At 66.3% G+C, this 22592-nt stretch carries 19 protein-coding genes and 1 tRNA gene; 10 read left to right on the top strand and 10 right to left on the bottom strand.

Going from position 1 to position 22592, the window contains the following annotated elements; genetic code table 11:
- Positions 1–9 precede the first annotated feature (9 nt).
- Positions 10–399 carry a hypothetical protein gene (locus NX780_RS11550; RefSeq protein WP_258828002.1) on the bottom strand — a complete coding sequence of 130 codons (390 nt, stop codon included), beginning with the start codon at positions 397–399 and terminating at the stop codon, positions 10–12.
- A gap of 159 nt (positions 400–558) precedes the next feature.
- Between NX780_RS11550 and NX780_RS11545 the strand changes: the two genes are divergently transcribed.
- Positions 559–1281 carry an IS1/IS1595 family N-terminal zinc-binding domain-containing protein gene (locus NX780_RS11545; protein ID WP_441294995.1) on the top strand — a complete coding sequence of 241 codons (723 nt, stop codon included), beginning with the start codon at positions 559–561 and terminating at the stop codon, positions 1279–1281.
- Positions 1282–1303: 22 nt separating this feature from the next.
- On the opposite strand, the gene NX780_RS11540 is transcribed toward NX780_RS11545, so the two are convergent.
- Complete coding sequence (locus NX780_RS11540) at positions 1304–3973, bottom strand: ATP-binding protein (protein WP_258828001.1); 2670 nt, start codon at positions 3971–3973, stop codon at positions 1304–1306.
- Between the two features lie 208 nt (positions 3974–4181).
- A complete protein-coding gene (locus NX780_RS11535; RefSeq protein WP_258828000.1) occupies positions 4182–6635 on the bottom strand; it encodes a heavy metal translocating P-type ATPase in 2454 nt (817 codons plus the stop codon).
- Positions 6636–6818: 183 nt separating this feature from the next.
- On the opposite strand from NX780_RS11535, the gene NX780_RS11530 reads away from it, so the two are divergent.
- Positions 6819–8399 (top strand): aryl-sulfate sulfotransferase, encoded by a 1581-nt coding sequence (locus NX780_RS11530; RefSeq protein WP_258827999.1) that lies wholly within the window; start codon positions 6819–6821, stop codon positions 8397–8399.
- 36 nt (positions 8400–8435) lie between these two features.
- On the opposite strand, the gene NX780_RS11525 is transcribed toward NX780_RS11530, so the two are convergent.
- Complete coding sequence (locus NX780_RS11525) at positions 8436–10307, bottom strand: PAS domain S-box protein (protein WP_258827998.1); 1872 nt, start codon at positions 10305–10307, stop codon at positions 8436–8438.
- Between the two features lie 195 nt (positions 10308–10502).
- On the opposite strand from NX780_RS11525, the gene NX780_RS11520 reads away from it, so the two are divergent.
- Positions 10503–11030: a nuclear transport factor 2 family protein gene (locus NX780_RS11520; RefSeq protein ID WP_258827997.1), complete on the top strand. Its 528-nt coding sequence runs from the start codon at positions 10503–10505 to the stop codon at positions 11028–11030.
- 70 nt (positions 11031–11100) lie between these two features.
- On the opposite strand, the gene fdx is transcribed toward NX780_RS11520, so the two are convergent.
- Positions 11101–11439: an ISC system 2Fe-2S type ferredoxin gene (gene fdx, locus NX780_RS11515; protein WP_258827996.1), complete on the bottom strand. Its 339-nt coding sequence runs from the start codon at positions 11437–11439 to the stop codon at positions 11101–11103.
- Between the two features lie 323 nt (positions 11440–11762).
- Between fdx and NX780_RS11510 the strand changes: the two genes are divergently transcribed.
- The 5 genes from NX780_RS11510 (at position 11763) to NX780_RS11490 (ending at position 15852) form a co-directional block, all read left to right on the top strand.
- Positions 11763–12185 (top strand): hypothetical protein, encoded by a 423-nt coding sequence (locus NX780_RS11510; RefSeq protein ID WP_258827995.1) that lies wholly within the window; start codon positions 11763–11765, stop codon positions 12183–12185.
- 105 nt (positions 12186–12290) lie between these two features.
- On the top strand, positions 12291–12626 hold the full coding sequence (locus tag NX780_RS11505; RefSeq protein WP_258827994.1) for a hypothetical protein: 336 nt from the start codon (positions 12291–12293) through the stop codon (positions 12624–12626).
- Between the two features lie 18 nt (positions 12627–12644).
- Positions 12645–14057 (top strand): TolC family protein, encoded by a 1413-nt coding sequence (locus tag NX780_RS11500; RefSeq protein ID WP_258827993.1) that lies wholly within the window; start codon positions 12645–12647, stop codon positions 14055–14057.
- 13 nt (positions 14058–14070) lie between these two features.
- Positions 14071–15462 (top strand): multicopper oxidase family protein, encoded by a 1392-nt coding sequence (locus NX780_RS11495; RefSeq protein WP_258827992.1) that lies wholly within the window; start codon positions 14071–14073, stop codon positions 15460–15462.
- A 42-nt stretch (positions 15463–15504) separates the two neighbouring features.
- The gene (locus tag NX780_RS11490) at positions 15505–15852 is read left to right on the top strand and encodes a copper-binding protein (RefSeq protein WP_258827991.1); all 348 of its coding nucleotides are present in this window, start codon (positions 15505–15507) and stop codon (positions 15850–15852) included.
- Between the two features lie 33 nt (positions 15853–15885).
- On the opposite strand, the gene NX780_RS11485 is transcribed toward NX780_RS11490, so the two are convergent.
- Positions 15886–16497, bottom strand: coding sequence for a TadE/TadG family type IV pilus assembly protein (locus NX780_RS11485; RefSeq protein WP_258827990.1), 612 nt, complete (start codon positions 16495–16497; stop codon positions 15886–15888).
- Positions 16494–17966 carry a pilus assembly protein TadG-related protein gene (locus tag NX780_RS11480; RefSeq protein ID WP_258827989.1) on the bottom strand — a complete coding sequence of 491 codons (1473 nt, stop codon included), beginning with the start codon at positions 17964–17966 and terminating at the stop codon, positions 16494–16496. The genes NX780_RS11485 and NX780_RS11480 overlap by 4 nt, the downstream gene beginning before the upstream one ends.
- A 267-nt stretch (positions 17967–18233) precedes the next feature.
- Here NX780_RS11480 and NX780_RS11475 point away from each other — a divergent pair, with 267 nt between their 5' ends.
- Together NX780_RS11475 and NX780_RS11470 are read left to right on the top strand one after the other, a co-directional pair.
- A complete protein-coding gene (locus NX780_RS11475) occupies positions 18234–18878 on the top strand; it encodes a hypothetical protein (RefSeq protein WP_258827988.1) in 645 nt (214 codons plus the stop codon).
- 174 nt (positions 18879–19052) lie between these two features.
- On the top strand, positions 19053–19532 hold the full coding sequence (locus NX780_RS11470) for a TadE/TadG family type IV pilus assembly protein (protein ID WP_258827987.1): 480 nt from the start codon (positions 19053–19055) through the stop codon (positions 19530–19532).
- A gap of 88 nt (positions 19533–19620) precedes the next feature.
- On the opposite strand, the gene NX780_RS11465 is transcribed toward NX780_RS11470, so the two are convergent.
- From NX780_RS11465 to tilS, 3 genes are all read right to left on the bottom strand, one after another.
- Positions 19621–19713, bottom strand: a tRNA-Ser gene (locus tag NX780_RS11465).
- Between the two features lie 100 nt (positions 19714–19813).
- The gene (locus NX780_RS11460) at positions 19814–21061 is read right to left on the bottom strand and encodes an aspartate kinase (RefSeq protein WP_258827986.1); all 1248 of its coding nucleotides are present in this window, start codon (positions 21059–21061) and stop codon (positions 19814–19816) included.
- Between the two features lie 146 nt (positions 21062–21207).
- The gene (gene tilS / locus NX780_RS11455) at positions 21208–22569 is read right to left on the bottom strand and encodes a tRNA lysidine(34) synthetase TilS (protein ID WP_258828035.1); all 1362 of its coding nucleotides are present in this window, start codon (positions 22567–22569) and stop codon (positions 21208–21210) included.
- Between the last annotated feature and the right edge of the window lie 23 nt (positions 22570–22592).

Below are 22592 nucleotides of genomic sequence, written 5' to 3'. Positions count from 1 at the left end.
ACGCACCGCTCAGCAGGCGGCGTCCTCGCTATTGCGCCGGGTCGGCAGGGCACGCAGGGCGGGCGCGCGTTCGCGCAGGGCGCGCATCAGTTCGTCCACCATGCCGGGGACGTGGCGGTCGAGGGCGGCGTCGAAGCCGTGGCAGGCCACGGCATCCCGGAAGCGGCAGGCCGCGGGCAAGTCGCGCACCGCCACCTTCGCCTGGAAGATCGGCGAATCGATCGGCGGCACGGCATAGAACACGACGCGAAAGCGCCGGTCCAGCAGCATGCTGCCGTCCAGGAAACGGTCGACGCCGACGTCGTACAGCACCTGCACGACGACTTCGGCGGCGCGGCCGGCGACGTCGTCCTGGGTTTTCCTGCGCCGCGGCCCGAACAGGCGTAACAGAAGCGCCATCGTTATGCTCCTCACATGGACGAAGCATACTAACAGTCGGTCATCTCATTAGCAATTTAATAAGCATCGACCGTTGTAAAAAAGGCGCTGTCACCATCAAGTGTGGAAATTGAACTGTTGAGCTGAGCGGATGTCCAAGCTGGACCGTCAGGAGGGATCATGCGCTCGCCAGGCTTTGTCCGCTTGCTTCGGCAAGTGCCTATGCTCAACAGGCAGCAACGTTCACAGTTGCTGGCAGCGCTGCGGCCGGCCATCGGACTGGACAGCGTATGCGAGACGATCGAGCATGCGAGGCCGGCGCCGTTGTCTTGTCCGGGCTGTGGCGGCAGCCGCCACTACCGGCATGGCGCGAGTCGCGGCTTGCAGCGCTACCGCTGCCGGGCCTGCAACCGCACCTTCAACGCCTTGAGCGGCACCCCGCTGGCGCGCCTGCGTTTTCGGGAAAAGTGGCTCGACTTTTCTAAAGAGATGCTCGACTCGCGTAGCGTGCGCGCGGCCGCGAAAGCGGTGGAAATACACCGCAATACGAGCTTTCACTGGCGCCACCGCTTTCTCGGCGGCGTCCGGCATCTGCGACCGGTGCTCGACCCGAACGTGCTCCTGGTGACGGGCGGGCACCGGGCCTACCAGACTTTCGCCAGGCAAGCGCGGATAGCGCACGCCTTCGTCAACCTGCGCCTGGGCGAGCGTGTGCGCGGGGCGATCCACGTGCAAAACGTGAATGCCTACCACCAGCGTTTGCGCAGCTGGCTGGCGCGCTTTCACGGCGTGGCCTCGCGCTACCTGCCGAACTACCTCGGCTGGCGCTGGGCGCTGGACGGTGAAAGGATTGCGTCACCCGAGCGTCTCCTGAGAGCGGCGGTCGGGATTTTCCACACATGATGGTGACAGCGCCGTAAAAAAACTAGTCGGCCGCCTGCCATTTCCTCAGCAGCTCGATCAGCTCCTGCGGCGCCACCGGCTTGGTGAAATGCGCGTCGAAGCCGGCCGCCAGCGAGGCGGCGCGGTCTTCCTGCCGTCCCCTTCCCGTCACCGCCACCAGGCAGGGCTTCGGTGTACGCCGCGCCAGGACGGAAGCCACCTCGAGGCCGTCCATCTCGGGCATGCCCAGGTCCAGCACCACGATCTCGGCCGGGCGCTCGTTGAACAGCCTGAGCGCCGCCGCCCCGTCATGCGCCACCTCCACCGTCGCGCCCTCGGTGCACAGCAGCCAGGCCAGCGACTCGGCCGCGTCGACATTGTCGTCGGCCACCAGGATGCGCTTGCGCAGGCTCGCCACCGCGTCCGCCCCTGCGGCCGCCCCCGGCGCCGGCCGCGGCGCCGGGATGGCCGGCAGCCACACGGTGAACGCCGATCCGTGCCCCGGCCCGTCGCTGTGCGCCGCGATCCGGCCGCCATGCAGCTCCACCAGGCCCCTGGCCAGCGACAGGCCGATCCCCAGCCCTCCCTGGGCCAGGTGGCTCGCGCTGCTCACCTGCACGAAGGCGTCGAATACCCGGTCCACCATCTCCGGCTCGATGCCGATGCCGTTATCGCTGACGCGCACCAGCGCTTCGCCGCCCTCCTCCTTCAGGAGGATCGCGATACGCCCGCCGGGCGGCGTGTACTTCGCCGCGTTGTTGATCAGGTTGGCCAGCACCTGGGTCAGGCGCAGGGCGTCGGCCTCGACCCAGACCGGTTCGTCGCACAGATCGAGTTCGGTCGCGTGCCGCCCCGCTTCGATCAGGGGCATGCTGGCCTGCAGGGTGTCGCGCAGCAGGCGCCCGAGTTCGAGCGGCGCGCGGCGCAGCTCGATCTTGCCGCGGCTGATGCGGGTGACGTCGAGCAGGTCGTCCAGCAGGCGCGACATCTGCGCCACCTGGCGCCCGACCATGGCAGCGATCCACTCGATCCGCTCCTGGGCCAGGCCGCGCCCGCGCAGCAGGGAGGCGGCATTGGCGATCGGCGCCAGCGGGTTGCGCAGCTCGTGCGCCAGGGTGGCGATGTAGATGTCCTTGCGGCGGTCGGCTTCCTTGAGCTGCTCCATGGCCGCCTCGCGCTCGCTGACGTCGAGCACCAGCGAGAACACCCGGTCGATGGCGCCGGATTCGTCGTGCAGCACCGAGTTGTACCACTCGCAGCAGAGGGTGCGCCCGTCCCGGGTGCGGTTGCGGTTGGTCGACTTGACGTAGCGGGTTGCCGAATCGAGCAGGCGGCCGATGGCCCCTGCCACCTTGCCGGTATCCTCCTCGTGCACCACCGGCAGCGCGTCGATGCGCCGGCCCACGGCTTCCTCCGCGCTCCAGCCGAACAGCTCCTCGGCGCGCCGGTTCCACAGGCGGATGATGAAGTCGCGGTCCCACTCGATCACGGCCAGCGGCGTGTTCTCGATCAGGTAGCGGGTCTGGTCGAGGGCGCGCGCCAGCGCCGCGCTGGCCTCGGTGCGCTCGGTGATGTCGTCGAGGACGATCACGGCCGCCGCCAGCTCGGCCGCGCCGTCGCGCAGCGGCGCCCCGCTCACCGTGTAGACGCGCCGGCCATCATGCGCCACGCTCTCGAGCACTGCGTCGCGAAACGGCTTGCCCCCGATCGCGCGCGCGACCGGCTCCCTGAGCAGCGCCAGCATCGCCGCCGGGCCCGGCGTGCCGTCGAGCGCGGCATGTTCGAAGCGCGCCGCCATGTGCCCGGCCTGGTCGTTGGCCATCACGCAGCGGCCCTCGCGGTCGACGATCAGGACGCCGTCGGGCAGCTGGCGCAGCACCGAGCCGAGCAGGCTTTGCCACTGGGCGCGGGCGCGCGTCTCGATCATCTCCTCGAAGGTCTGGCGCAGGCGCGCATGCAGGGCGATGTTGTCGATCGCGACCGCGCCCAGCACCAGCAGCGAGGCCGCCAGGCCGTACAGGCGGCCGGCATAGAAGCCGAGGTCGTAGCGCCCGCTGTTGAGAAGGCAGGACAGCATCAGCTCGGCTACCCAGGCCGTCATTGCCACCATCAGCCAGACATCGAGCAAGGCGCGCGGGCGCTTGCAGGTGATGCGCCAGAGCGCGAACAGCGACAGGGCCAGCACGGCCAGCCCCAAAGCACGATAGGAAGGCAGGAAGCGATGCTGGTCGGCCAGCGCCGGCAGGTAGGGCGCGCCGGTAGTGCAGACCAGCACCAGCAGCGCAACGAACAGCGTGGTGAGCAGGGTGCCGGCCCGCAGGAAGTGGTCGGGCAAGGGCCGGCGGTAGCTGCGCGCATAGCCCAGCACGAAGAGCGGGAACAGCGCGTGCCAGACCATGAACAGCCAGGGCGTGGTCTGGCCGTTCCCGATCAGCACGCCATGGCTGGCGAACAGGCCCGGGAAGGTCAGCATGTGGGCCAGTGCGATCAGCGCGGTAAACAGGTAGCCCAGGGTGAGAATGCCGAGCGACCAGGAACGGTTGGTCCGCACATGGCCGAGCAGCAGGATCCCGGTCAGCAGGTTGCTGCCGATGAGGGCCGACTGGTGCATCGGCACGAACTCCGGCGCCGCCGGCAGCGCCATGCCGGCCAGCGGCGCCAGCAGGACGAACACGAGGCCCAGGACGGCGAGCACGATGAGCACATTGCGCATCTGATTGCTCGACGGCGGGTGGGTCGCCAGATCCGCCGGTTCCGCTAACACGCCATATCGCATCATGGATTCCATTGGATTGCCGACCGCCTGGTCGAGCCGCGCCCCGTACCGCCGGCACCGGGCCTGTGTTTTGTGTTTATTTAATGTCCACTAAAATATATCTCAAAAGTAGATATCGAGGAGTGCCGTTTGGTTCAAGGCGTTCTCAACGCCCCGCCGCGCCGGAATCCAGCACTGGATAGCCGGCCGCATCGATGGCTGCCGCGATGCTCGCCAGCTCGGCCTTGCTGTCCACGCTCACCTTGCGCGTGGGCAGGTCGATGGTGACCCTGGCCGCCTCGTCCACGCCTTGTACCGCCTTGGTCACGCGGCCCACGCAGTGTCCGCAGCTCATTCCGTCCACAAGTAGTTCGTACATCGTCTTTTCTCCAGGTTGATGGGGCGCCACGGCCCCGTTGATGTCGGTATCGATGTGCATTGATGCTTCCTGTGCCGGCTGCCAGCGCCGCAGCAGCAGCGCATTCGCCACCACGCTCACCGAGCTGAGCGCCATCGCCGCGCCGGCCAGCACCGGGCTGAGCAGCCCGAAGGCGGCCAGCGGAATGCCGACCACGTTGTAGACGAAGGCCCAGCCGAGGTTCTGGCGGATCTTCGCATAGGTGCGCTGCGAGACGGATACCGCATCCGCGACCAGGCCCGGGTCGCCCCGCATCAGGGTGATGCCGGCGGCCTGCATGGCGACGTCCGTGCCGCTGGCCATGGCGATGCCGACGTCGGCGGCGGCCAGGGCCGGCGCATCGTTGATGCCGTCGCCGACCATGGCGACGATCCGTCCCCCCTCCTTGAGTTCCGCCACCACGCCTGCCTTGTCGCCCGGCAGCACGCCGGCATGCCAGCGGGCGATCCCGAGCTGCTGCGCCACCAGGCGCGCCGCCCCTTCGTTGTCGCCGGTCAGCATCACGGTCTCGATGCCCAGCCGGCGCAGGCGCGCCACCGCCTGCGCCGCTCCCGGCTTGAGGGCGTCGCCGAAAGCCAGCAGGCCGAGCACCTCGGGCTTGTCTCCTTCGCGCCGCGCCAGCCAGGACACGGTGCGCCCGGCCGCCTCGTGCGCTGAAGCCGCGGCGGCGAAACGTCCGGTGTCAAGCTGCAGTTCCGCCATCAGGCGCGCATTGCCGAGCCAGACGGTGGCGCCGCCGACCTCGGCCTTCACCCCGCGTCCCGGCAGCGCTTCGGCCTCCCCGGCCGGCGCCAGCGCCAGGCCGCGGCTGCGCGCCGCGTCCAGCACGGCGCCCGCCAACGGATGGGCGCTGGTCCGCTGGACGGCGCCGGCCAGCAGCAGCACCCCGTCCGCATCGCCCTCCACGGCCGCCAGCACCGGCTTGCCCTCGGTCAGGGTGCCGGTCTTGTCGAAGACGACCACGTCCAGCGCATGCGCCGTTTCCAGCGCCTGGGCATCCTTGATCAGGATGCCGTGGCGGGCCGCCGCGCCGGTGCCGACCATGATCGCCGTCGGCGTCGCCAGGCCCAGCGCGCAGGGACAGGCGATCACCTGCACCGCCACCGCGTTCAGCAGCGCCGCTTCCCAGTCTCCGGTCGCCAGGCCCCAGCCCAGCAGGGTCGCCAGGGAAATCAGGAGCACCACCGGCACGAACACGCTGCTCACCCGGTCGACCAGGCGCTGGATCGGCGCCTTGGCCGCCTGCGCATCCTCGACCAGCCGGATGATCTGCGACAGTATGGTCTCGCTGCCGACCTTGGTCGCCCGCACCAGCAGGAGCCCCTCGGCATTAACCGCGCCGCCGGCCGCCCGGCTGCCGGGTCCCTTGGCCACCGGCAGGCTCTCGCCGGTGAGCAGGGATTCGTCCAGGTGGCTGCGGCCCTCTTCCACGACGCCGTCAGCCGGGACCCGCTCGCCGGGGCGCACCACCATCAGGTCGCCCACCCTCAGATCGTCGAGCCCGATGCGCACGTCCCCACCCTCGCGCCGCACCAGGGCATCGACGCTCTTCAAGGCTTCCAGCGCCCGGATCGCCGCCACGGTGCGGCCCTTGGCGCGCGCTTCCAACCATTTGCCGAGCAGGACCAGGGTGATCACGACGGCGGAGGATTCGAAATACAGGTGGGGCATGCCGTGTCCATGCTCCCGCAGCAGCAAATAGACCGACAGCCCGTAGGCGGCGCTGGTGCCGATCGCCACCAGCACGTCCATATTGCCGCTGCCGGCGCGCAGGGCCTTCCAGCCGGCCCGGTAGAAGCGCGCGCCCAGCCAGAACTGCACCGGGGTCGCGAGCAGCAGCTGCAGCCAGCCGGGCAGCATCCAGTCGGCGCCGAAAGGCTGGGCCAGCATCGGCGCCAGGAGGGGCAGGCTGAGGAGCGCGCTGGCGGCCACCGGCCACCAGCCGGGCAGCGCGCCGTTCCGCCCGGTGGCGTGCGGCGCGGGCGCCTGGTCCGCGGGCGCGCTCTCGTAGCCGGCCGCGCGCACCGCGGCCGCAAGCCGGTCCGGGTCGCCGCCGTGCACGGTCGCCTTTTCCGTCGCCAGGTTGACGCTGGCGTCGATCACGCCGGGCACCGCCCGCAGCGCCTTCTCGACCCGTCCCACGCACGAGGCGCAGGTCATGCCTTCGATGCGCAGCACCGTGGGCGTCGTTGTCATGTCCATTGGTCCTCCTGTTTCCATACCTGAAGGATATTCCTTCCCACGGTGGGAAGGTCAAGCGTCTCATTTTCGTGCGAATACGTCTTCGCTTGAGCCCATCGGTGGCGCGTGCCGGGAGGGCGAACTAAAAGAACAGTCCGGCCGTCGAATCCGGAACACTCAACCATTCACATCGAGGGAGCGTCCATGCACCTGCACCCGTCCATGCCCATGCATCTCGAGCTACGCCGCGCCGCCTGCCTGCTGTGCGCCTTCGCCCTTGCCCTCATCCTGTCCGCCTGCAGTGGGCGCGACAAGGACGAAGACGAGGACGGGCGCCAAGAGACCCAGGCCGAGCTGGCCAGGATCGGCGAGGTGCGCCAGGCGCCCGGCATCACGGTCTTCGTCTCCCATCTCAGCTTCAACCTCGCCAACTACGGCGACCTGGCCAGCGTCGCCTATACGGTCGTGCCCCGCCCCGGCACCGCCTCCGGCGCGCTCGCGGTCAGCTTCGAACGCAGCTGGCTCGACCGGCGCAGGGCCTGGGACCCCAACGGCCGGCGCCTCGAACTGCCGGTCTTCGGCCTGTATGCCGCGCACACCAACCTGGTCGACCTGACGGCGCGCTTTCGCGACGGCTCGAAGCACGCATGGCGGGTCGAGGTGCCGACCGGCGCCTATCGCGGGCCGGCCGACATCTATGCGCAGCCGGACATCAACGTGGCGCGCAGCGCCACGCGCGTGCCCGGCTTCGACTTCATCCTCGTCAAGAACGGCCGGACCGCGCCGGTCGTCCTCGACACCGACGGCAATATGCGCTGGACCGGGGCCGTACTGGCCGATTCCTTCTCCTCGATGTTCGGGCCGGACGCCTTCTATGTCGGCAGCCTGAACACCCCGACCCTGTACCGGATGGACGTCGGCGGCGCCTACAGCGGCGTCCAGCTCGGCCCCTCGCCCGGCGGGTCGACCTTGACCAACTTCCACCACGACCTGACGCCCGGCAAGGTCGGCATGCTGGCCGAGCTCGACGCCCTGCAGAACGGCGTCAGCATCCTGGAGTCCGTGCTGGCCGAGATCGATACCGAGGGCAAGGTGCTGCGCGAATGGGACCTCGGCCGCATCTTCCGCGACCACATGCGGGCCAAGGGCGACGATCCGTCCAACTTCGTGCGCGACGGCCAGGACTGGTTCCACATGAACTCCGCCATCTACAACGCGGCGGACAATTCCCTGCTGCTGTCCAGCCGCGAGAACTTCGTCGTCAAGATCGACTACGATACCGGTGCGATCCGCTGGCTGTTCGGCGACACCAGCAAGCACTGGTACAAGAACTACCCCTCGCTGCGCGCCCTTGCCCTGCGCCTGGTGGAAGGCAAGGCGCCGATCGGCCAGCACACGCTGTCGATCACGCCGAACGGCGAACTGCTGCTCTTCAACAATGGCCTGGGCAGCCTGAACCATCCACCCGGGACCTCGCCCGGCGCCACCCGCACCTTCAGCACGCCATCACGCTACGCCATCGACGAGAAGGCGGGCACCGCGCGCGAGGTCTGGACCTATGAAGGCGAACGCAAGCTCCTCTCGGACATCTGTTCCAGTGTCTACGAGGGCAGCCCGGGCAACTACCTGGTCGCCTATTCGGTACTGAATGCGCGCACCAAGGCGCGCCTGCTGGGGCTCGACAGCCAGGGCAAGGTGGCCTTCGACTTCGCCTACCCGACCGAGGCCTGCAGCACGGTCTTCATCGCCCAGCCGCTGGGCTGGACCGACCTGAAGCTGCGCTGAGGCCTGCAGGAAAGCCTGACTGCGCGCCGGCGCGCCTCAGCAGGGTTGCCTGGCCGAGCACACCCGGCCGCGGCCGGCCTTCTTGGCCTGGTACATGAAGTGGTCGGCCTCTTTCAGCAGTTCCTCGGCCTGGCGCGCGCCGCCCGGTGCGTCGAGCGCGATGCCGATGCTGGCACGTACCCGCACCGCGCGGCCCGGCAGCTCGACCGGTTCGGCGATGCTCCTGATGAGCTTTTCGGCCACCCTATGGGCGTCGTCGACGGTATCGGCCATGTCTTCCAGCAGCACGGTGAACTCGTCGCCGGCCAGGCGGTAGACGCTGTCGGTGCGGCGCACCCCGGCGCGCAGGCGCTCGGCGACCACGCCCAGCAGGATGTCGCCGGCCTCGTGACCCTGGGAATCGTTGACGGCCTTGAAGCCGTCCAGGTCGATGAAGAGCATGCCCACCGTCTTGCCATTGCGGCTGGCCCGCGCCTGCGCCAGCGGCAGCGCCTCCATCAGGGCGCGCCGGTTCAGCAGGCCGGTGAGTACATCGTGGCGGCTCTCGTACTCGCGCCGCGCCTGTTCCTGCTTGCGCTCGGTGATATCGTGCAGGAAGGCGCTGAACACCTTTCCGCCTTCGAGTTCGAGCAAGCGGATGCGCAGCTCGACCGTCAGGGTGGAGCCGTCGCGGCGCACCGCCGGCAGCTCGTGGCGCTGGTCGGGCAGGCCGCCCTGGCCCGCCTCCAGGTAGCGCCGCATCTCCTTGCGGTGGCGCTCGACGAGCTCGGGCGGAACGATCAGTTCCTCCAGCCTGCGTCCCAGCGCTTCCTCGCGCGGCCAGCCGAAGGTTTGCTCCGCCTGGCGGTTCCAGGCCGTGACGGCCCCGCCCTCGTCCAGGCTGATGTAGGCGTCGCTGGCGTTCTCGATCACGCTGGCCAGGCGCGCTTCGCTGGCGCCCAGGGCCGCGGTGCGCTCGGCGACGCGGCGTTCGAGTTCGGCATTCAGCTCGGCCACCTCCCGCTGCGCGCGCTTTTCCGCATCGATGTCCTTGATCACCGACACGTAATACTCGATCTCGCCCAGCCTGTTGCGCTTGGGCGCGACGTTCAGGTTGATCCAGACTTCGCGCCCGTCCTTGCGGATGTAGCGCTTCTCCAGCTGGTACTGGCTGCGCGTCCCGCGCTGCAGCTCCTCGAGCAGTCCCACGTCCAGCACGATGTCGTCCGGGTGGGTGATCTGCTGGAAGGTCAGGCCCCACAGCTCTTCCTCGCTGTAGCCGACGATCCCGCACAGCGCCCCGTTGACGCTGATCCAGCCCCCGTCCGGCGCCACCAGGGCGATGCCGACGCTGGCGACGTCGAAGATGGAGCGAAACCGCGCCTCGCTGGCGCCCAGCACGGCGCTGGACTGCTCCAGCTGCTCGCGCGCCAGCGCCAGGCGTTCGCGGTAATGCACCTCCTTGGTGAGGATGGTCGCCAGGTCGTTCAGCACCTCCGCCTCCTCGGGGCTCAGATCGCGCGGCTTCGTGTCGAGGGCGCACAGGGTGCCGATCGCCAGCCCGGCCGCGGTGCGGATCGGCACCCCGGCGTAGAAGCGGATGTTCGGCGGCCCGTTGACCAGCGGGTTGTCGCTGAAGCGCTGGTCCCGGGTCGCGTCGTTCACCACCAACGGCCGCGTCATGCCGATCGCATGCGCGCAGAAGGCGTATTCGCGCGGAGTCTGGTCCGTCTCCAGCCCGACGCGCGACTTGAACCACTGGCGGTCGGCGTCCACCAGCGAGAACAGGGCCATCGGCACGTTCAGCAGGCGGCTTGCCAGCCGGGTGATGCGGTCGAACACCGGTTCCGGCGGGGTGTCCATCAAGGCGAGCGCGTCGAGCAGCGACAGGCGGTCCAGTTCGTCGGGAGGCAGTGGGGCGGCGGGCATAGATCTCGTTCGGTCGGAAGGTACGGCATTGCCGGCAGGGTGCGCGGTCCAGACAGAACTGTAACAGATATACAATTACCTACACAAAATTACAGTGTCTGAATTACCAACAATGTTTCTCATCCGAGATAATATGTGACATTTCAGCGAGCGCTGCAATCCTATAATCGCTCCAGCACTTCACCAGGAACCACCATGCGCGCCACGACCATTCTTGCGCTTTGCCTCGTCTGCCTGGCACCTCCCGCCCTGGGCTCGCAGGCCGCACTCGAGCCGGCTGCGCGTTCGCAGGGAGGCGCAGCCCAGGGCCAGGCCGCGGCCGGCGTGCGCGAAGCGGAGCGCCTGCGCGCCCAGGCCCTGATCCAGCGCGACATCGATACGCTGCGCCGCCTCATCAGCGGTGACTACTACCACGTCGAAAGCAATGGCCGGGTGCGCACCAAGACCGAGTTCCTGCAGGCACTGGCGCGCGACGAATACCGCATCCGCAACTACGGCGTCGAGGAGATGGAGATCCGCCTCGTCGACGACGGCGGCACCGCCATCGTCACCGGCACCTACCGCAGCGTCCCGATGGACCAGCCGGCCACCACGCTGCGCGGCCGCTATGTGCGCATCTGGACCCGCTACCCGGAGGGCTGGCGCGTCGCCCTGCACCAGGGCACCCAGATCCGCCCGGTGGGCACGAACGCGCCCGAAGCGCGGACCCAGGCCATGCAGTAGGCCAGCGGCCCTGCGATGTGAAGAGGCCCAGGTGTGGCGCCCATGGCGGGCAGGAGCCGTCTTCCTGTCGCTAGCCGTTCTCCTTCGCGTGATTGAGCGAATAGCGCGGGATCTCGACGCTCAAGTCGGCCTCGGCGACGATCGCCTGGCATGACAGGCGCGAATGCCGTTCGACGCCCCAGGCACGGTCGAGCATGTCTTCTTCGGCGTCGCCTGCTTCATCCAGTGACCCGAAGCCTTCGCGGACGATGACGTGGCAGGTCGTGCAGGCGCCCACCTTGCCGCAGGCGTGCTCGATCTCCACCCCATGCTCGAGCAAGGCGTCACAGATACTGGTGCCGGGACTGGCTTCGATGAGCACCCCGGCAGGCGCGCACTCCGGATGCGGAAGGACGGTCAGCTTAGGCATTGGATGTTTCCTTTCGCTCCGCTTGGGCGCGCCGGTATCGGCAGAACAGGCATTGCCTGGCTGGCGCCCTCGTGTCGCCGGCCTGGCCGCTACCGGGGGAAGGCTGGCGTGCAGTCCCGGAGGGCTCGGTCAATCGCTTGCGTGCGTGCATGATGAAACTCCGAAAAAATTAACTCGACCTACTCTAAACCTTCCAATTGTGGAAAGGTCAAGCGTCGTCGATGGCGCGCTGGATTCGGCCATGCATGCGTGCTCGCACAATGACTTCGCCGAACCTTTTCCCCCTTTTCAGGCGAAAATGCCGTGCTATACTCCCCTCGCCCATGAACCTCACCGTCAAGACATTCCTCGTTTGGATACTGATGCTGATGCTGCCGCTCCATGCGGTCGCCGCCAGCGTCGGGATGTCTTGCGCGCCGGTCCGCCAGCACGCGTCGAGCGGCATCAGCATGCCGCATCACCAGCCGGCCGCGGATGCGGATGCGCACCATGGCGGCGATCACGCGGCGCACCACGCGGCCGCGGCAGCCGACGACGATGCGCCGGTACCGGACCTCACGAAAAAAGCGCACTCCTCGTGCAGCGCCTGTTCGGCACTGTGCGCCGGCGCCGTGGCGCCGCCATCGGTTTTCCTTCCCCTTCCCAGCTTCGACGGCTCCGACGCAGTCAATGCCTCGCCGTCCATCTTCAATTCCGGCTTCATCCCGGATGGTCCGCAGCGACCTCCCCGGCATCCATCCGCTTAATCGATTCGGAAGCTGATCCCGGCTGGTGCTGCCGCACCACCGCGCCTGCTTCGCAAGCGGCCGTGCGTCCAGCGCACGTTCCCTCACCGATTATGAGGATTCACGATGAAACCAATGCAATTGGCGACTGCCCTCGCCGTCCTGATGGCCGTGCTGCCCGCGCATGCCCAGCAATCTTCCAGCCTGCCCGACCCGCTCGACCCCGGCGTGGCGGTGCCGCAGCCCGTGTACGAGTCCGCGATCGTGGGCTATTCAAGCCTGCCGCAGGACAGCCACGCAACGCCGGATAAAAACTGGCGCCAGCTAAATGATGTCGTCGCAAACGGAGCGGGCCATGCGGCGCACGGCTCCCCACAGGCGCCGGCCTCCGCACACCAGCAGGCCCCGGCTCCCGCACCGTCGACGCCGGCGCCGGCGACAACCGGGCATCAACACCACTGAACCATCCGAGGCAAGACGATGACTATACAGACTTCGCCACCCCTGCTCCGCGCCATTACGGCCGGCGTGCTCGCGCTTGTATTGGGCGGCTGCGCCACCTTCTCCCGGGACGGTGGTCTCGATGCGGTATCGACCATGGCCTCGGCACGCAGCGGCCAGGACGTCCGCCTGCCGAAGGCAAGCGACGACGGCGACACGGCCCGGGCGGAACTCGACCGGCTCCTGCAGGCGCCCCTCACCGCAGACGGCGCCGTGCGCGTGGCCCTGCTCAACAACCGCGGCCTGCGCGCTTCGCTCGCCGGCCTCGGCGTGGCGGAAGCCGATCTCGTCCAGGCGGGACGCATGCGCAATCCGGCTTTCAGCTTCAGCCGCATGTCGGGCGGCGGCGAGACGGAGATCGAGCGCGGCGTCATGTTCGACCTGGTCGGCCTGCTCACCATGCCGATTCGCCGCGATATCGAAGCGCGCCGCTTCCGGGGCGCGCAGCTGGTCGCCGCGACGGACGCGGTGCGCCTCGCCGCCGACACGCGCAAGGCCTGGTTCAACGCCGTAGCCGCGGCCCAGTCGGCGCGCTATGCGGAGCAGGTGCGTGACGCCGCCCAGGCCAGCGCCGAACTGGCCCAGCGCATGGCCAGGGCCGGCAACCTGAGCGCCCTCGACCAGGCCAGGGAACAGGTGTTCTCGGCCGAAACCACCGCCCAGCTCGCGCGTGCGCGGCACAGGGCGACGGCCGCGCGCGAGCAGCTCGCCCGCCTGCTGGGGGTATGGGGTACGCAGACCGCGTTCACCCTCCCCGACAGGCTTCCCGATCTTCCGGCAGCGGCGCGCGAAGCGGGCAACGTGGAAGCGCAGGCGATGCGGCAGCGGCTCGACGTCCAGCTCGCGACACTGGATGCCGAATCCACTGCCCGCGCGCTCGGTCTCACCAGGGCGACCGGCGTGATCAACGTGCTCGACGCCGGTTATGCGAACACAAGCAAGTCGGGTGCGCCGCGCGAGAACGGCTACGAAATCGAGCTGGCCCTGCCGATCTTCGACTGGGGCGGCGCCCGCGTGGCGAAAGCCGAGGCGCTCTACATGCAGTCGGTGCACCGCGCCGCCCACACCGCCGTCACCGCACGCTCGCAGGTGCGCGAAGCGTACTCCGCCTACCGGACGACCTATGACGTCGCCAGGCATTACCGCGACGAAGTCGTGCCTCAGCAGAAGAGAATTTCTGAAGAAACCCTGCTTCGCTACAACGGGATGCTCATGAGCGTCTTCGAGCTGCTGGCCGATGCACGCGCCCAGATCACCGGGGTGAACACCGCGATCGAAGCGCAGCGCGATTTCTGGATCGCGGAAACCGAGCTGCAGGCCGCCATCAACGGCAGCGGCGGATCGACGGTGGCACTGACGGCCTCCGCGTCTGCGCAAGCACCCGAACACTGACAAGGAATAGAACATGTCTACTCGTCGAGATTTCTTTACCGGCGCCGCAGCGCTGGTCGGCGCCGGACTGGTCAGCCGCGCCGGCGCGGCCACCCTGCCCGAAGCGCCCATCATGAACAGCGCGGCGACCCAGCCGCCGCCACCGCCGCCGAATGGCCGCCCCTACCATCCGGTAGTCACCCTGAACGGCTGGTCCCTTCCCTGGCGCATGAACAATGGCGTCAAGGAGTTCCACCTGATCGCCGAACCGGTCGTGCGCGAGATCGCGCCCGGCATGAAGGCCAATCTGTGGGGCTACAACGGCCAGAGCCCGGGGCCGACCATCGAGGTGGTCGAGGGCGACCGCGTGCGCATCTTTGTGACGAACAAGCTGCCCGAGCACACCAGCATCCACTGGCACGGCCAGCGCCTGCCAAACGGGATGGACGGCGTGACGGGCCTGACCCAGCCGGGCATCCAGCCAGGCAAGACCTTCGTCTACGAGTTCGTCGCCCGGCGCCCGGGCACCTTCATGTACCACCCGCACGCGGACGAGATGGTCCAGATGGCGATGGGGATGATGGGTTTCTGGGTCACGCATCCGAAGAACCCGGCCCAGCACAGGGTCGACCGCGATTTCGTTTTCCTGCTGAACGCCTACGACATCGAGCCGGGCAGCTACACGCCACGCGTCAACGAAATGCTGGACTTTAATATCTGGACCTTCAACAGCCGTGCGTTCCCGGGTATCGACACGATGAACGTGCGCCAGAACGACCGTGTACGCATCCGCGTGGGCAACCTGACAATGACCAACCACCCGATCCACCTGCACGGACACGAGTTCGAGGTCACCGGCACGGACGGCGGCTGGACCCGGCCGGAGTCGCGCTGGCCGGAGGTCACGACCGATGTCGCCGTGGGCCAGATGCGCGCCATCGAGTTCGTGGCAAGCGAACCCGGCGACTGGGCCTTCCACTGCCACAAGTCGCACCACACCATGAACGCCATGGGCCACGACGTCCCGAACCTGATCGGCGTGGACCACCGCGGCGTCGCCGAGAAGATCACGAAACTGGTGCCGGACTACATGGTCATGGGCGAGAAAGGTGGCTCGATGGGCGACATGGAGATGCCGCTGCCGGACAACACCTTGCCGATGATGACGGGCCAGGGCCCCTTTGGTGGCGTGGAGATGGGCGGCATGTTCACCGTGCTGAAGGTGCGCAAGGACCAGAAAGCCGGCGACTACAGGGATCCCGGCTGGTACAAGCACCCGGCCGGTACCGTGGCATATGAATGGAAGGGCGAAGCGCCGGCGGCGGTGCGCCAGCAGGATGCAGGCGGACAATCCATGCCTGCGGCAAAAACGCCCGAGGTCGAAGTCACGGTGCGCAAACCCAGGGGCCACCAGGGCCATCATTGATTTTCAGGCATGACAACTGAAACAACCCGACAAGGAGACACCATGAACGCTTTCTCGAAACTGACCCTGGCTCTCGTAATGACTGCAGCAAGCGCCATCGCATGTGCACAAGACTCCCATGCAGGGCATGGCGCGGCAGCTGCGGGCCAGGAAGCGCCCGCAGCGGCAGATCTGACCGACGGCGAAGTGAAGAAGATCGACAAGGAAGCCGGCAAGATCACCCTGCGCCACGGAGAAATCAAAAACCTCAACATGGCCGGGATGACCATGGTCCTGCGCGTGAAGGATGCGGCGATGCTGGACCAGGTTCAGGTCGGCGACAGGATCCGCTTCGCGGCCGAACGGGTGAACGGTGCGGTGACCGTCGTGCAGTGGGAGAAGGCGCAGTAAGCGTCGATGGTGTCGACCGCTGGCCGCCGCCGGTCACGTGCATTCGCAGGGAACGCCCGCAGGCATTCCCAGTGTCTCGGCTGTCACGATCGTCATCGATACCGGCAGGCCGAACGAAAGCGGCACCAGCGACACCAGGTTCTGATACCCGACCGGATCACAATCATCGGCACTGGCGGTCTGGCACACGCGCACGCGCACCAGCCGTATGCAACCTTCGCTGTAGGGGTCGCCCAGGCAGTTCGCGAAGTTGGCTGCCGGGCTTGCCGGCAGGGATGCCGCCGGGATCGGCACCATCGTCATCGTGTCCCCTGCACGCCGTATCCACATGTAGTCGATGACGATGTGCGTGTCCGCGACCGGCTGTGCAAACAGCAGCACGCCTGGCGAGTCGCGGAAGATGGCGCGCTGGCGTACCTCCTGCATCGCTGCCGCATTGCTGAAATCGGTGTTCGTCGCAAGCGCGGCTGCGCGACGCGTTACCTCCTGCAGCGTATTGATGATGTACATCGCGCGCGACACTTCAACGATGCCGAAGAAGATCAGAAAGAAGACAATGGCCACGAACGAGAACTCCACAGCAGCGACGCCCTGCTGTTTCGTTCGGACCGTTCGCCTGTAGGCTTGGCAGAAAGGTGTTCTCATGGATAGAGCCTCACTCGGGTGCGAAGCGTCTGCTCTTCTGCCAGGCCGGCAAACTCGGCGTACAAATGGGTATCGTCGGCTTTCACGGTCATGAAGAATCTGCCGATTCCAAGCACGGTCGCGCTGTTTCCCGCAACCGGGCAAGACAGCAAGGGAATATTCAGCACCCGCCTGTCACGCACGCCGGTGTGGGTGGGTGTCCGACCATATGTCGTTCCGCCAGTCAGATAAGGCGACGAGGACGGATAACTGGATTTGGCGGTGGGCTCGCCCGGCGTGTACAGGTCTTTCCAGCTCGATGTGGCGAACGCGACATAGCCTCCTACTGGCGCCGGGTCGGCATATCGGACCGCCTTGGCATAGGTCCACAGCGGGCCGTACTGTTCGCCGCTGGTCCCGGGCGGTGACGGGTAGGGACCTGCAACGGTCCAGCGCTTCTGATTGGCGCTGTCTTGATAGACGACCGATGCCTGGGCCCCGGGCGCCGTCGTCATCCACGACACGCTGCCATCGTCGAACTTGTAGGGCTTGATGTTCCTGTCGGGGGGCGCGGTATCGGGTGTGCATGGCGCGGTATAGGAATCGAAGCGCGAGTTGAACTGTTCGTAGTAGTCACCGAGGGGGAATGGCGACACGACCGAGACCCTCCCTCCCGTGATCCGCGACATCCCCATCATCCCGGTACAGACGGAAGGCGCGACGGTATTGAAGTTGCTTGGCGCCGTCGAGGCGGCGCCTGGGCCGGCAAAAGGATGGATCAGGAAGGTCTGTCCCGCGCCCGTGGACTCGGAATTGAGCTGCATGAGGTCATAGCTCACGCCACGCCTGAACCCGTACTCCTCCAGCTCGCCACCACGGTTGCGCTTTTCGTCGTCGTCCATCGCACATATTCCGAATGGCATGACGCCAAGCGCAGTCGGGCCAGCCACGGCGCGCGCAGCTGTCGAGGTGAGTGCCCCTCCCGTGGAAACAACGGGCAGGAACACGGTCTGCACTTGTCCGTACGCCGGATCCAGCCCCCCGGTATCGATGCGGGCATACAGGAGACCATTGGGAACGCTTCTCGAAGCGGCCTCGCCACTCGACAGCCATGGGCCATCAGGTGAGGCGGCGAATCTGATGGCGTCATCCGACCAGTCCATCGATTCTGCAACGTATCCGTAACTGGGACCGCCGTACACCACAGGGATTGCAAACAGTGAGGCTGCCTTCTGCGCCGCCCTGGTGAGTCCGGCCCTCGTTCCGTCGAGCTCGATTGCGGCGCTCACTGCGGCGGCGTCCGCCACGCTCTGCAGTTCCATCTTCCGGTTATAAACACGAGAAAGGTCCAGCGCCAGGCTGCAGAACCCGCACAGGATAATAATGGCCCCGACGGCCATGATTCCGATGGCGCCGTGTTGACGATCCGGACGCCTGAATGCGACATGAATGTCATGCCGCATGCGGGGCGTGCCCCTGTTCATGCCCATGCTGCCTCCTTCGGAAACACCACGCCTTCCGAACACCTATCAGCAAGTCTAGTGAGCCCTTAGCTTCAATCAATTGACATCACGCAATCTGACTTGGATATCGCTCGGGCTCCGACACTGTTTCCCACATGGGAATGGCGGGAGACGTCGGGTCGGTCTTCTCGGGCCGACAGCGATCGATCTGCAAATGAGCTAAAGCAAGGGTGACGAACAAAATCTTGTCAATCTTTGTTGCTGGAAAGCCTTTGATCTTGAGGAGGACGCAGCATGAGAGAGCAACACGAACGGGATCTTCAGATATGCAATATTGGCTTCAGCGCCTTGGTGTGCATCTCCTTCGGCATGATTTTACTGATCGGCATCCTGTTCATTGCAGAGTCCAACCCTTTCTCTTCCCTCACATGCGCAGCAGTCGGCGCGACCGCCATCGTGCTGATGTACCGCCGGATTGCCGTCCACTGGCGAGTGGTTTCCGCTCACGAGCGCGCGATCCTGGTAGAGGTCATTGGAAAATCCGGCTATCCACCTCATTTGCGCGCTTCATTATTCCTGGCAGGTCTTGGCTACCTTGGCGCCATAGCCGCGGGAAGTGGATGGATCACGGTATTCATCCCGTATGTCCTGCTTACCTTCCTCTTCCCCTGGTCCCGCATTGCGCTCTGCCGGCGGAGCCTCGTCGCACCCGTATCGCTACTTTGCGCAGGAATGACTGTCGGGCTCGCGGTGACTGACCGGCTGCCGCATCCCCTCGTTCTAGGAGCCATTGTGTGGATGCTCTGGACATCAGCCGTATTCGCCTGGTTCCGGCTTGTTCTCCTCGATCGATACGAGCCCGGCCCTACCCAGGCCATCCGACGGCATGCGGCGGAGCAGAAAATCGGGAATGAAGCAGACATGCTGCACAACACGTAGGCTGTGGCGCCATTGAACGCAGCCAGGCGCGGGTGGCGATTAGCGGGGAGGCAGGCTCCAGTCCGCTCCCTGAAGCGTGGTTGAACTGCGCAAGATCAACTGACCGGTTGAATCGACGCCTAGACTGGGCAAGGGCGCGCTGATCAATAGACCTCATGCATCAAGGCGAGATCCATGAAGACACTTTTTTCTCGACGACACCGGCAGGCCGAGCGGGGCAGTGTTGCCATCGAGGCAGCGATCATCCTGCCGGTGTTGATCCTGTTCCTCGCCGTGCCGCTCTTCCTGGCCCGGATCTTCTGGTATTACAGCGTGGCCGAAAAAGCGGCGCATGATGGCGCCCGCTTTCTCTCCCAGGCTTCCAGGATGGAAATTCAAGGATCGACAGGCGGTTTGGAACCGGGCGTGGCGGCCATTGCTCGAGCTATCGCAAACGCCGAACTGGATGAAATCCGGCCCGGCTTGATAGGGGCCTCTCCTACTGCCCAGTGCGATGGAATTACCTGTAACGGCTTGAGCGTTCCGACGTATGTCCGCATGAACGTTCAGATACGTGTGCGCGATCAGATTTTCGGATTCATCACCGACCCGCTCTTTGGAGACGAGGGGCTGCTGCTCACTGCGGATGTGACGATGCGCTACGCAGGGCATTGACCAGCGCACCCGGTAAAACAGCGGCGCCGTGGCGCGACCTCAAGGAAAAAAGAAAAAGCCACCTTGCGGTGGCTTCTTCTTTAAAACTTGGCGGAGACGGTGGGATTCGAACCCACGATACGGGTATAAGCCGTATGCTTCCTTAGCAGGGAAGTGCCTTCGGCCACTCGGCCACGTCTCCAATCAGTACCGACTTGTTTGTCAGTCAGCGCTGAGTGCACGCATCTTAAGGGCTGGTGCACGTTGCGTCAAGGACGCACGCCCGAAAATTTTGAAAATTGTTAAGCTTGCTCGAGGTTAAAAGCCTTGTGCAGGGCACGGACGGCCAGTTCCATGTATTTCTCGTCGATGAGGACGGAAATCTTGATCTCCGAGGTCGAGATCATCATGATATTGATGCCCTCTTCCGACAGGGTGCGGAACATCTGCGAGGCCACGCCCACGTGGCTGCGCATGCCGACGCCGACGGCCGACACTTTCGACACCTTCGCATCGCCCAGCACCTTGGCGGCGCCCAGGGACTCGCGCTGGGCTTCCAGCACGCTCATCGCCTTGGCGTAGTCGTTGCGCGAGACGGTGAAGGTGAAATCGGTCTTGCCGTCCACCGACTGGTTCTGGATGATCATGTCGACTTCGACGTTCGCGTCGGCGATCGGGCCCAGGATGTGGAAGGCGACGCCCGGCTTGTCCGGTACGCCCAGGATGGTGATCTTGGCTTCATCGCGATGAAAGGCGATACCGGAGATGACGGCTTGTTCCATATTGCTTTCTTCCTCAAACGAAATCAGTGTGCCGGACTTCGCTTCCTCGTCCAGCGGCATCAGGGGATCGGTCAGCGACGACAGCACGCGCGTCGGGACCTGGTAGTTACCTGCGAATTCGACCGAGCGGGTCTGCAGCACCTTCGAACCCAGCGAGGCCAGCTCCAGCATTTCCTCGAAAGTGATCTTGGACAGGCGTCGCGCCTCGTGCACCACGCGCGGGTCGGTCGTGTAGACGCCGTCGACGTCGGTGTAGATCAGGCACTCGTCGGCCTTCAGCGCGGCGGCGATCGCCACGGCCGAGGTGTCCGAACCGCCGCGGCCCAGGGTCGAGATGTTGCCATCTTCGTCCATGCCCTGGAAGCCCGTGATGATCACGATCTTGCCCTGGTTCAGGTCATTGCGCACGCGGGTGTCGTCGATCGACTGGATGCGCGCCTTGGTGAACGAGGAGTCGGTGCGGATGCCCGCCTGCCAGCCGGTGTAGGAGACCGCGTCCTTGCCGATCGCCAGCAGCGCCATCGCCAAGAGGCCCACCGACACCTGCTCGCCGGTGGAGGCGATCATGTCCAGTTCGCGCGGGTCCGGTTGCGGCATGATTTCCTTGGCCAGGCCGATCAGGCGGTTGGTCTCGCCGGACATCGCCGACGGCACCACAACGATCTGGTGGCCGGCGTCATGCCACTTCGCCACTCGGGCCGCGACATTCTTGATACGGTCCGTCGAGCCCATCGACGTACCGCCATACTTGTGGACAATTAAAGCCATATCAGGAAGGGTTCCAGCTTGTTGAAAGATCAAAAGGGGATGCTTACTTTAGCATGCTGCAGCGCAGTATCACAAGGCTCGGGGGAGAAAAAGCTATACGAAAAGAAAATAAAGTAATACCTTTTTCGTATAGAAACTATGGGCCACTATTCCGCCTGCGGCGCCCAGCGCAGGGCGATGCGATCCCCCTGCCCCGCCCCCAGAAACTGGCAATCCATGCCGATCCCGGCGGCGAACAGCAGGGAACGATCGGTGCTCACGACCGGCGCCCGCTCGCGCTCCCAGCTCGGCACGCCCAGCGCCTGGTAATGCTGCTTGAGCGAGCGCGTCGGACGGTTGGCTGCCGGCTTCAGGCGCTCGCCGCCCTTGCGGAAGTCGATGATCAACTCCTGGTTACGCAACCAGGCAGGGTCGAATCCGGTGTCGGCGGCATGAAAATGCAGCACGCCGCCATAGGCCGGGAACGCGATGCTCGGCTCACCCTTCCAGCGGAAGGATTGACCGGGCTTATCCAGCACACCGGCGTCGTCCGGATCGCGCATGCCTGCGAGATCCGGCAGGCGCGGCGTAATGTAAAGCTTGCCGCGATGGCGGCGGATGTGGCAGGCAGGATGGGTGACCTTCAGCTGCGCGTCTTCGCGCGCCGAGAACAGCTGGGCCACCATCTCGCCCAGCCAGGCGGTCGACGGCATGGCCAGGCCGCGTTCGGCAAACAGGTGGCGCAGCAGATTGTCGGCGCGCTCGCGGCTGAGCAGCTGCAGGCGGGCCAGGTCGACCGCGTCGCCGTCGAGGCAGGCGGCGAGGTCCTGGGCGGCCAGCTCGTCCAGCAGGCACTGGCTCGAGGCGGCATGGACGGCGCTGCGGGCGATGCGCTGCTGGAAACCGGGAAAGCTGCTTGCGAGCGCCGGCATGACGGTGTGGCGCAGCGCATTGCGGGCATGGCGCGGATCCTGGTTCGACTCGTCCTCGACCCAGCCGATGCCCTGCTCCCGCGCATAGGCTTCCAGCTCCTGCCGCGCTACGCCGAGCAGGGGCCGCGCCATGACGAGGTCCGGGTCACCCAGCAGGCCGGGCGCGCGGTTGGCGGCGTCCATGCCGGACAGGCCGGCCGGCCCGGCGCCACGCAGCAGCTGCAACAGGACGGTTTCGGCCTGGTCGTCGAGATGGTGAGCCGTCAGCAGCAGGTTCGCGCCATGGGCGCGGCACATCTCGCCCAGCGCCGCATAGCGCAGCTTGCGGGCCGCCGCCTCGATGCCCGACTTGCCCTTTTTTACCGCCACGCGGCGATGGTCAAAGGCAATGCCGAGGGAAGCAGAGGCAGCGGCGCAATGCGCCAGCCAGGCATCCGCGTTCCCGCTCAGGCCGTGGTGGACGTGGAAGGCGTAAAGGGCGACGCCCTGCTCCGCCGCCCAGTCGCGGGCGAGGCGCAGCAGCGCCATCGAATCGAGACCGCCGCTGAGGGCGACGGCAATGGAGGTGGGGGAATACGCGGCGCGCAGGCCAAGCATGGCCTGCGCGAAAGTGGAAAGCT

The organism is Massilia agri (genome assembly GCF_024753255.1).
Taxonomy (GTDB): domain Bacteria; phylum Pseudomonadota; class Gammaproteobacteria; order Burkholderiales; family Burkholderiaceae_D; genus Telluria; species Telluria agri.
This window is presented reverse-complemented; position numbering and strand designations above follow the sequence as displayed.

Bases quoted from the DNA above. Each gene is read 5' to 3' on its own strand.
- NX780_RS11490 (WP_258827991.1), top strand. From the start codon at position 15,505: ATGAACGCTTTCTCGAAACTGACCCTGGCTCTCGTAATGACTGCAGCA.
- tilS (WP_258828035.1), bottom strand. From the start codon at position 22,569: ATGCTTGGCCTGCGCGCCGCGTATTCCCCCACCTCCATTGCCGTCGCC.
- NX780_RS11495 (WP_258827992.1), top strand. From the start codon at position 14,071: ATGTCTACTCGTCGAGATTTCTTTACCGGCGCCGCAGCGCTGGTCGGC.
- NX780_RS11480 (WP_258827989.1), bottom strand. From the start codon at position 17,966: ATGGGCATGAACAGGGGCACGCCCCGCATGCGGCATGACATTCATGTC.
- NX780_RS11550 (WP_258828002.1), bottom strand. From the start codon at position 399: ATGGCGCTTCTGTTACGCCTGTTCGGGCCGCGGCGCAGGAAAACCCAG.
- NX780_RS11510 (WP_258827995.1), top strand. From the start codon at position 11,763: ATGAACCTCACCGTCAAGACATTCCTCGTTTGGATACTGATGCTGATG.
- NX780_RS11485 (WP_258827990.1), bottom strand. From the start codon at position 16,497: ATGAGAACACCTTTCTGCCAAGCCTACAGGCGAACGGTCCGAACGAAA.
- NX780_RS11530 (WP_258827999.1), top strand. From the start codon at position 6,819: ATGCACCTGCACCCGTCCATGCCCATGCATCTCGAGCTACGCCGCGCC.
- NX780_RS11545 (WP_441294995.1), top strand. From the start codon at position 559: ATGCGCTCGCCAGGCTTTGTCCGCTTGCTTCGGCAAGTGCCTATGCTC.
- NX780_RS11460 (WP_258827986.1), bottom strand. From the start codon at position 21,061: ATGGCTTTAATTGTCCACAAGTATGGCGGTACGTCGATGGGCTCGACG.
- NX780_RS11525 (WP_258827998.1), bottom strand. From the start codon at position 10,307: ATGCCCGCCGCCCCACTGCCTCCCGACGAACTGGACCGCCTGTCGCTG.
- NX780_RS11540 (WP_258828001.1), bottom strand. From the start codon at position 3,973: ATGCGCAATGTGCTCATCGTGCTCGCCGTCCTGGGCCTCGTGTTCGTC.
- fdx (WP_258827996.1), bottom strand. From the start codon at position 11,439: ATGCCTAAGCTGACCGTCCTTCCGCATCCGGAGTGCGCGCCTGCCGGG.
- NX780_RS11500 (WP_258827993.1), top strand. From the start codon at position 12,645: ATGACTATACAGACTTCGCCACCCCTGCTCCGCGCCATTACGGCCGGC.
- NX780_RS11475 (WP_258827988.1), top strand. From the start codon at position 18,234: ATGAGAGAGCAACACGAACGGGATCTTCAGATATGCAATATTGGCTTC.
- NX780_RS11470 (WP_258827987.1), top strand. From the start codon at position 19,053: ATGAAGACACTTTTTTCTCGACGACACCGGCAGGCCGAGCGGGGCAGT.
- NX780_RS11520 (WP_258827997.1), top strand. From the start codon at position 10,503: ATGCGCGCCACGACCATTCTTGCGCTTTGCCTCGTCTGCCTGGCACCT.
- NX780_RS11505 (WP_258827994.1), top strand. From the start codon at position 12,291: ATGAAACCAATGCAATTGGCGACTGCCCTCGCCGTCCTGATGGCCGTG.
- NX780_RS11535 (WP_258828000.1), bottom strand. From the start codon at position 6,635: ATGGACATGACAACGACGCCCACGGTGCTGCGCATCGAAGGCATGACC.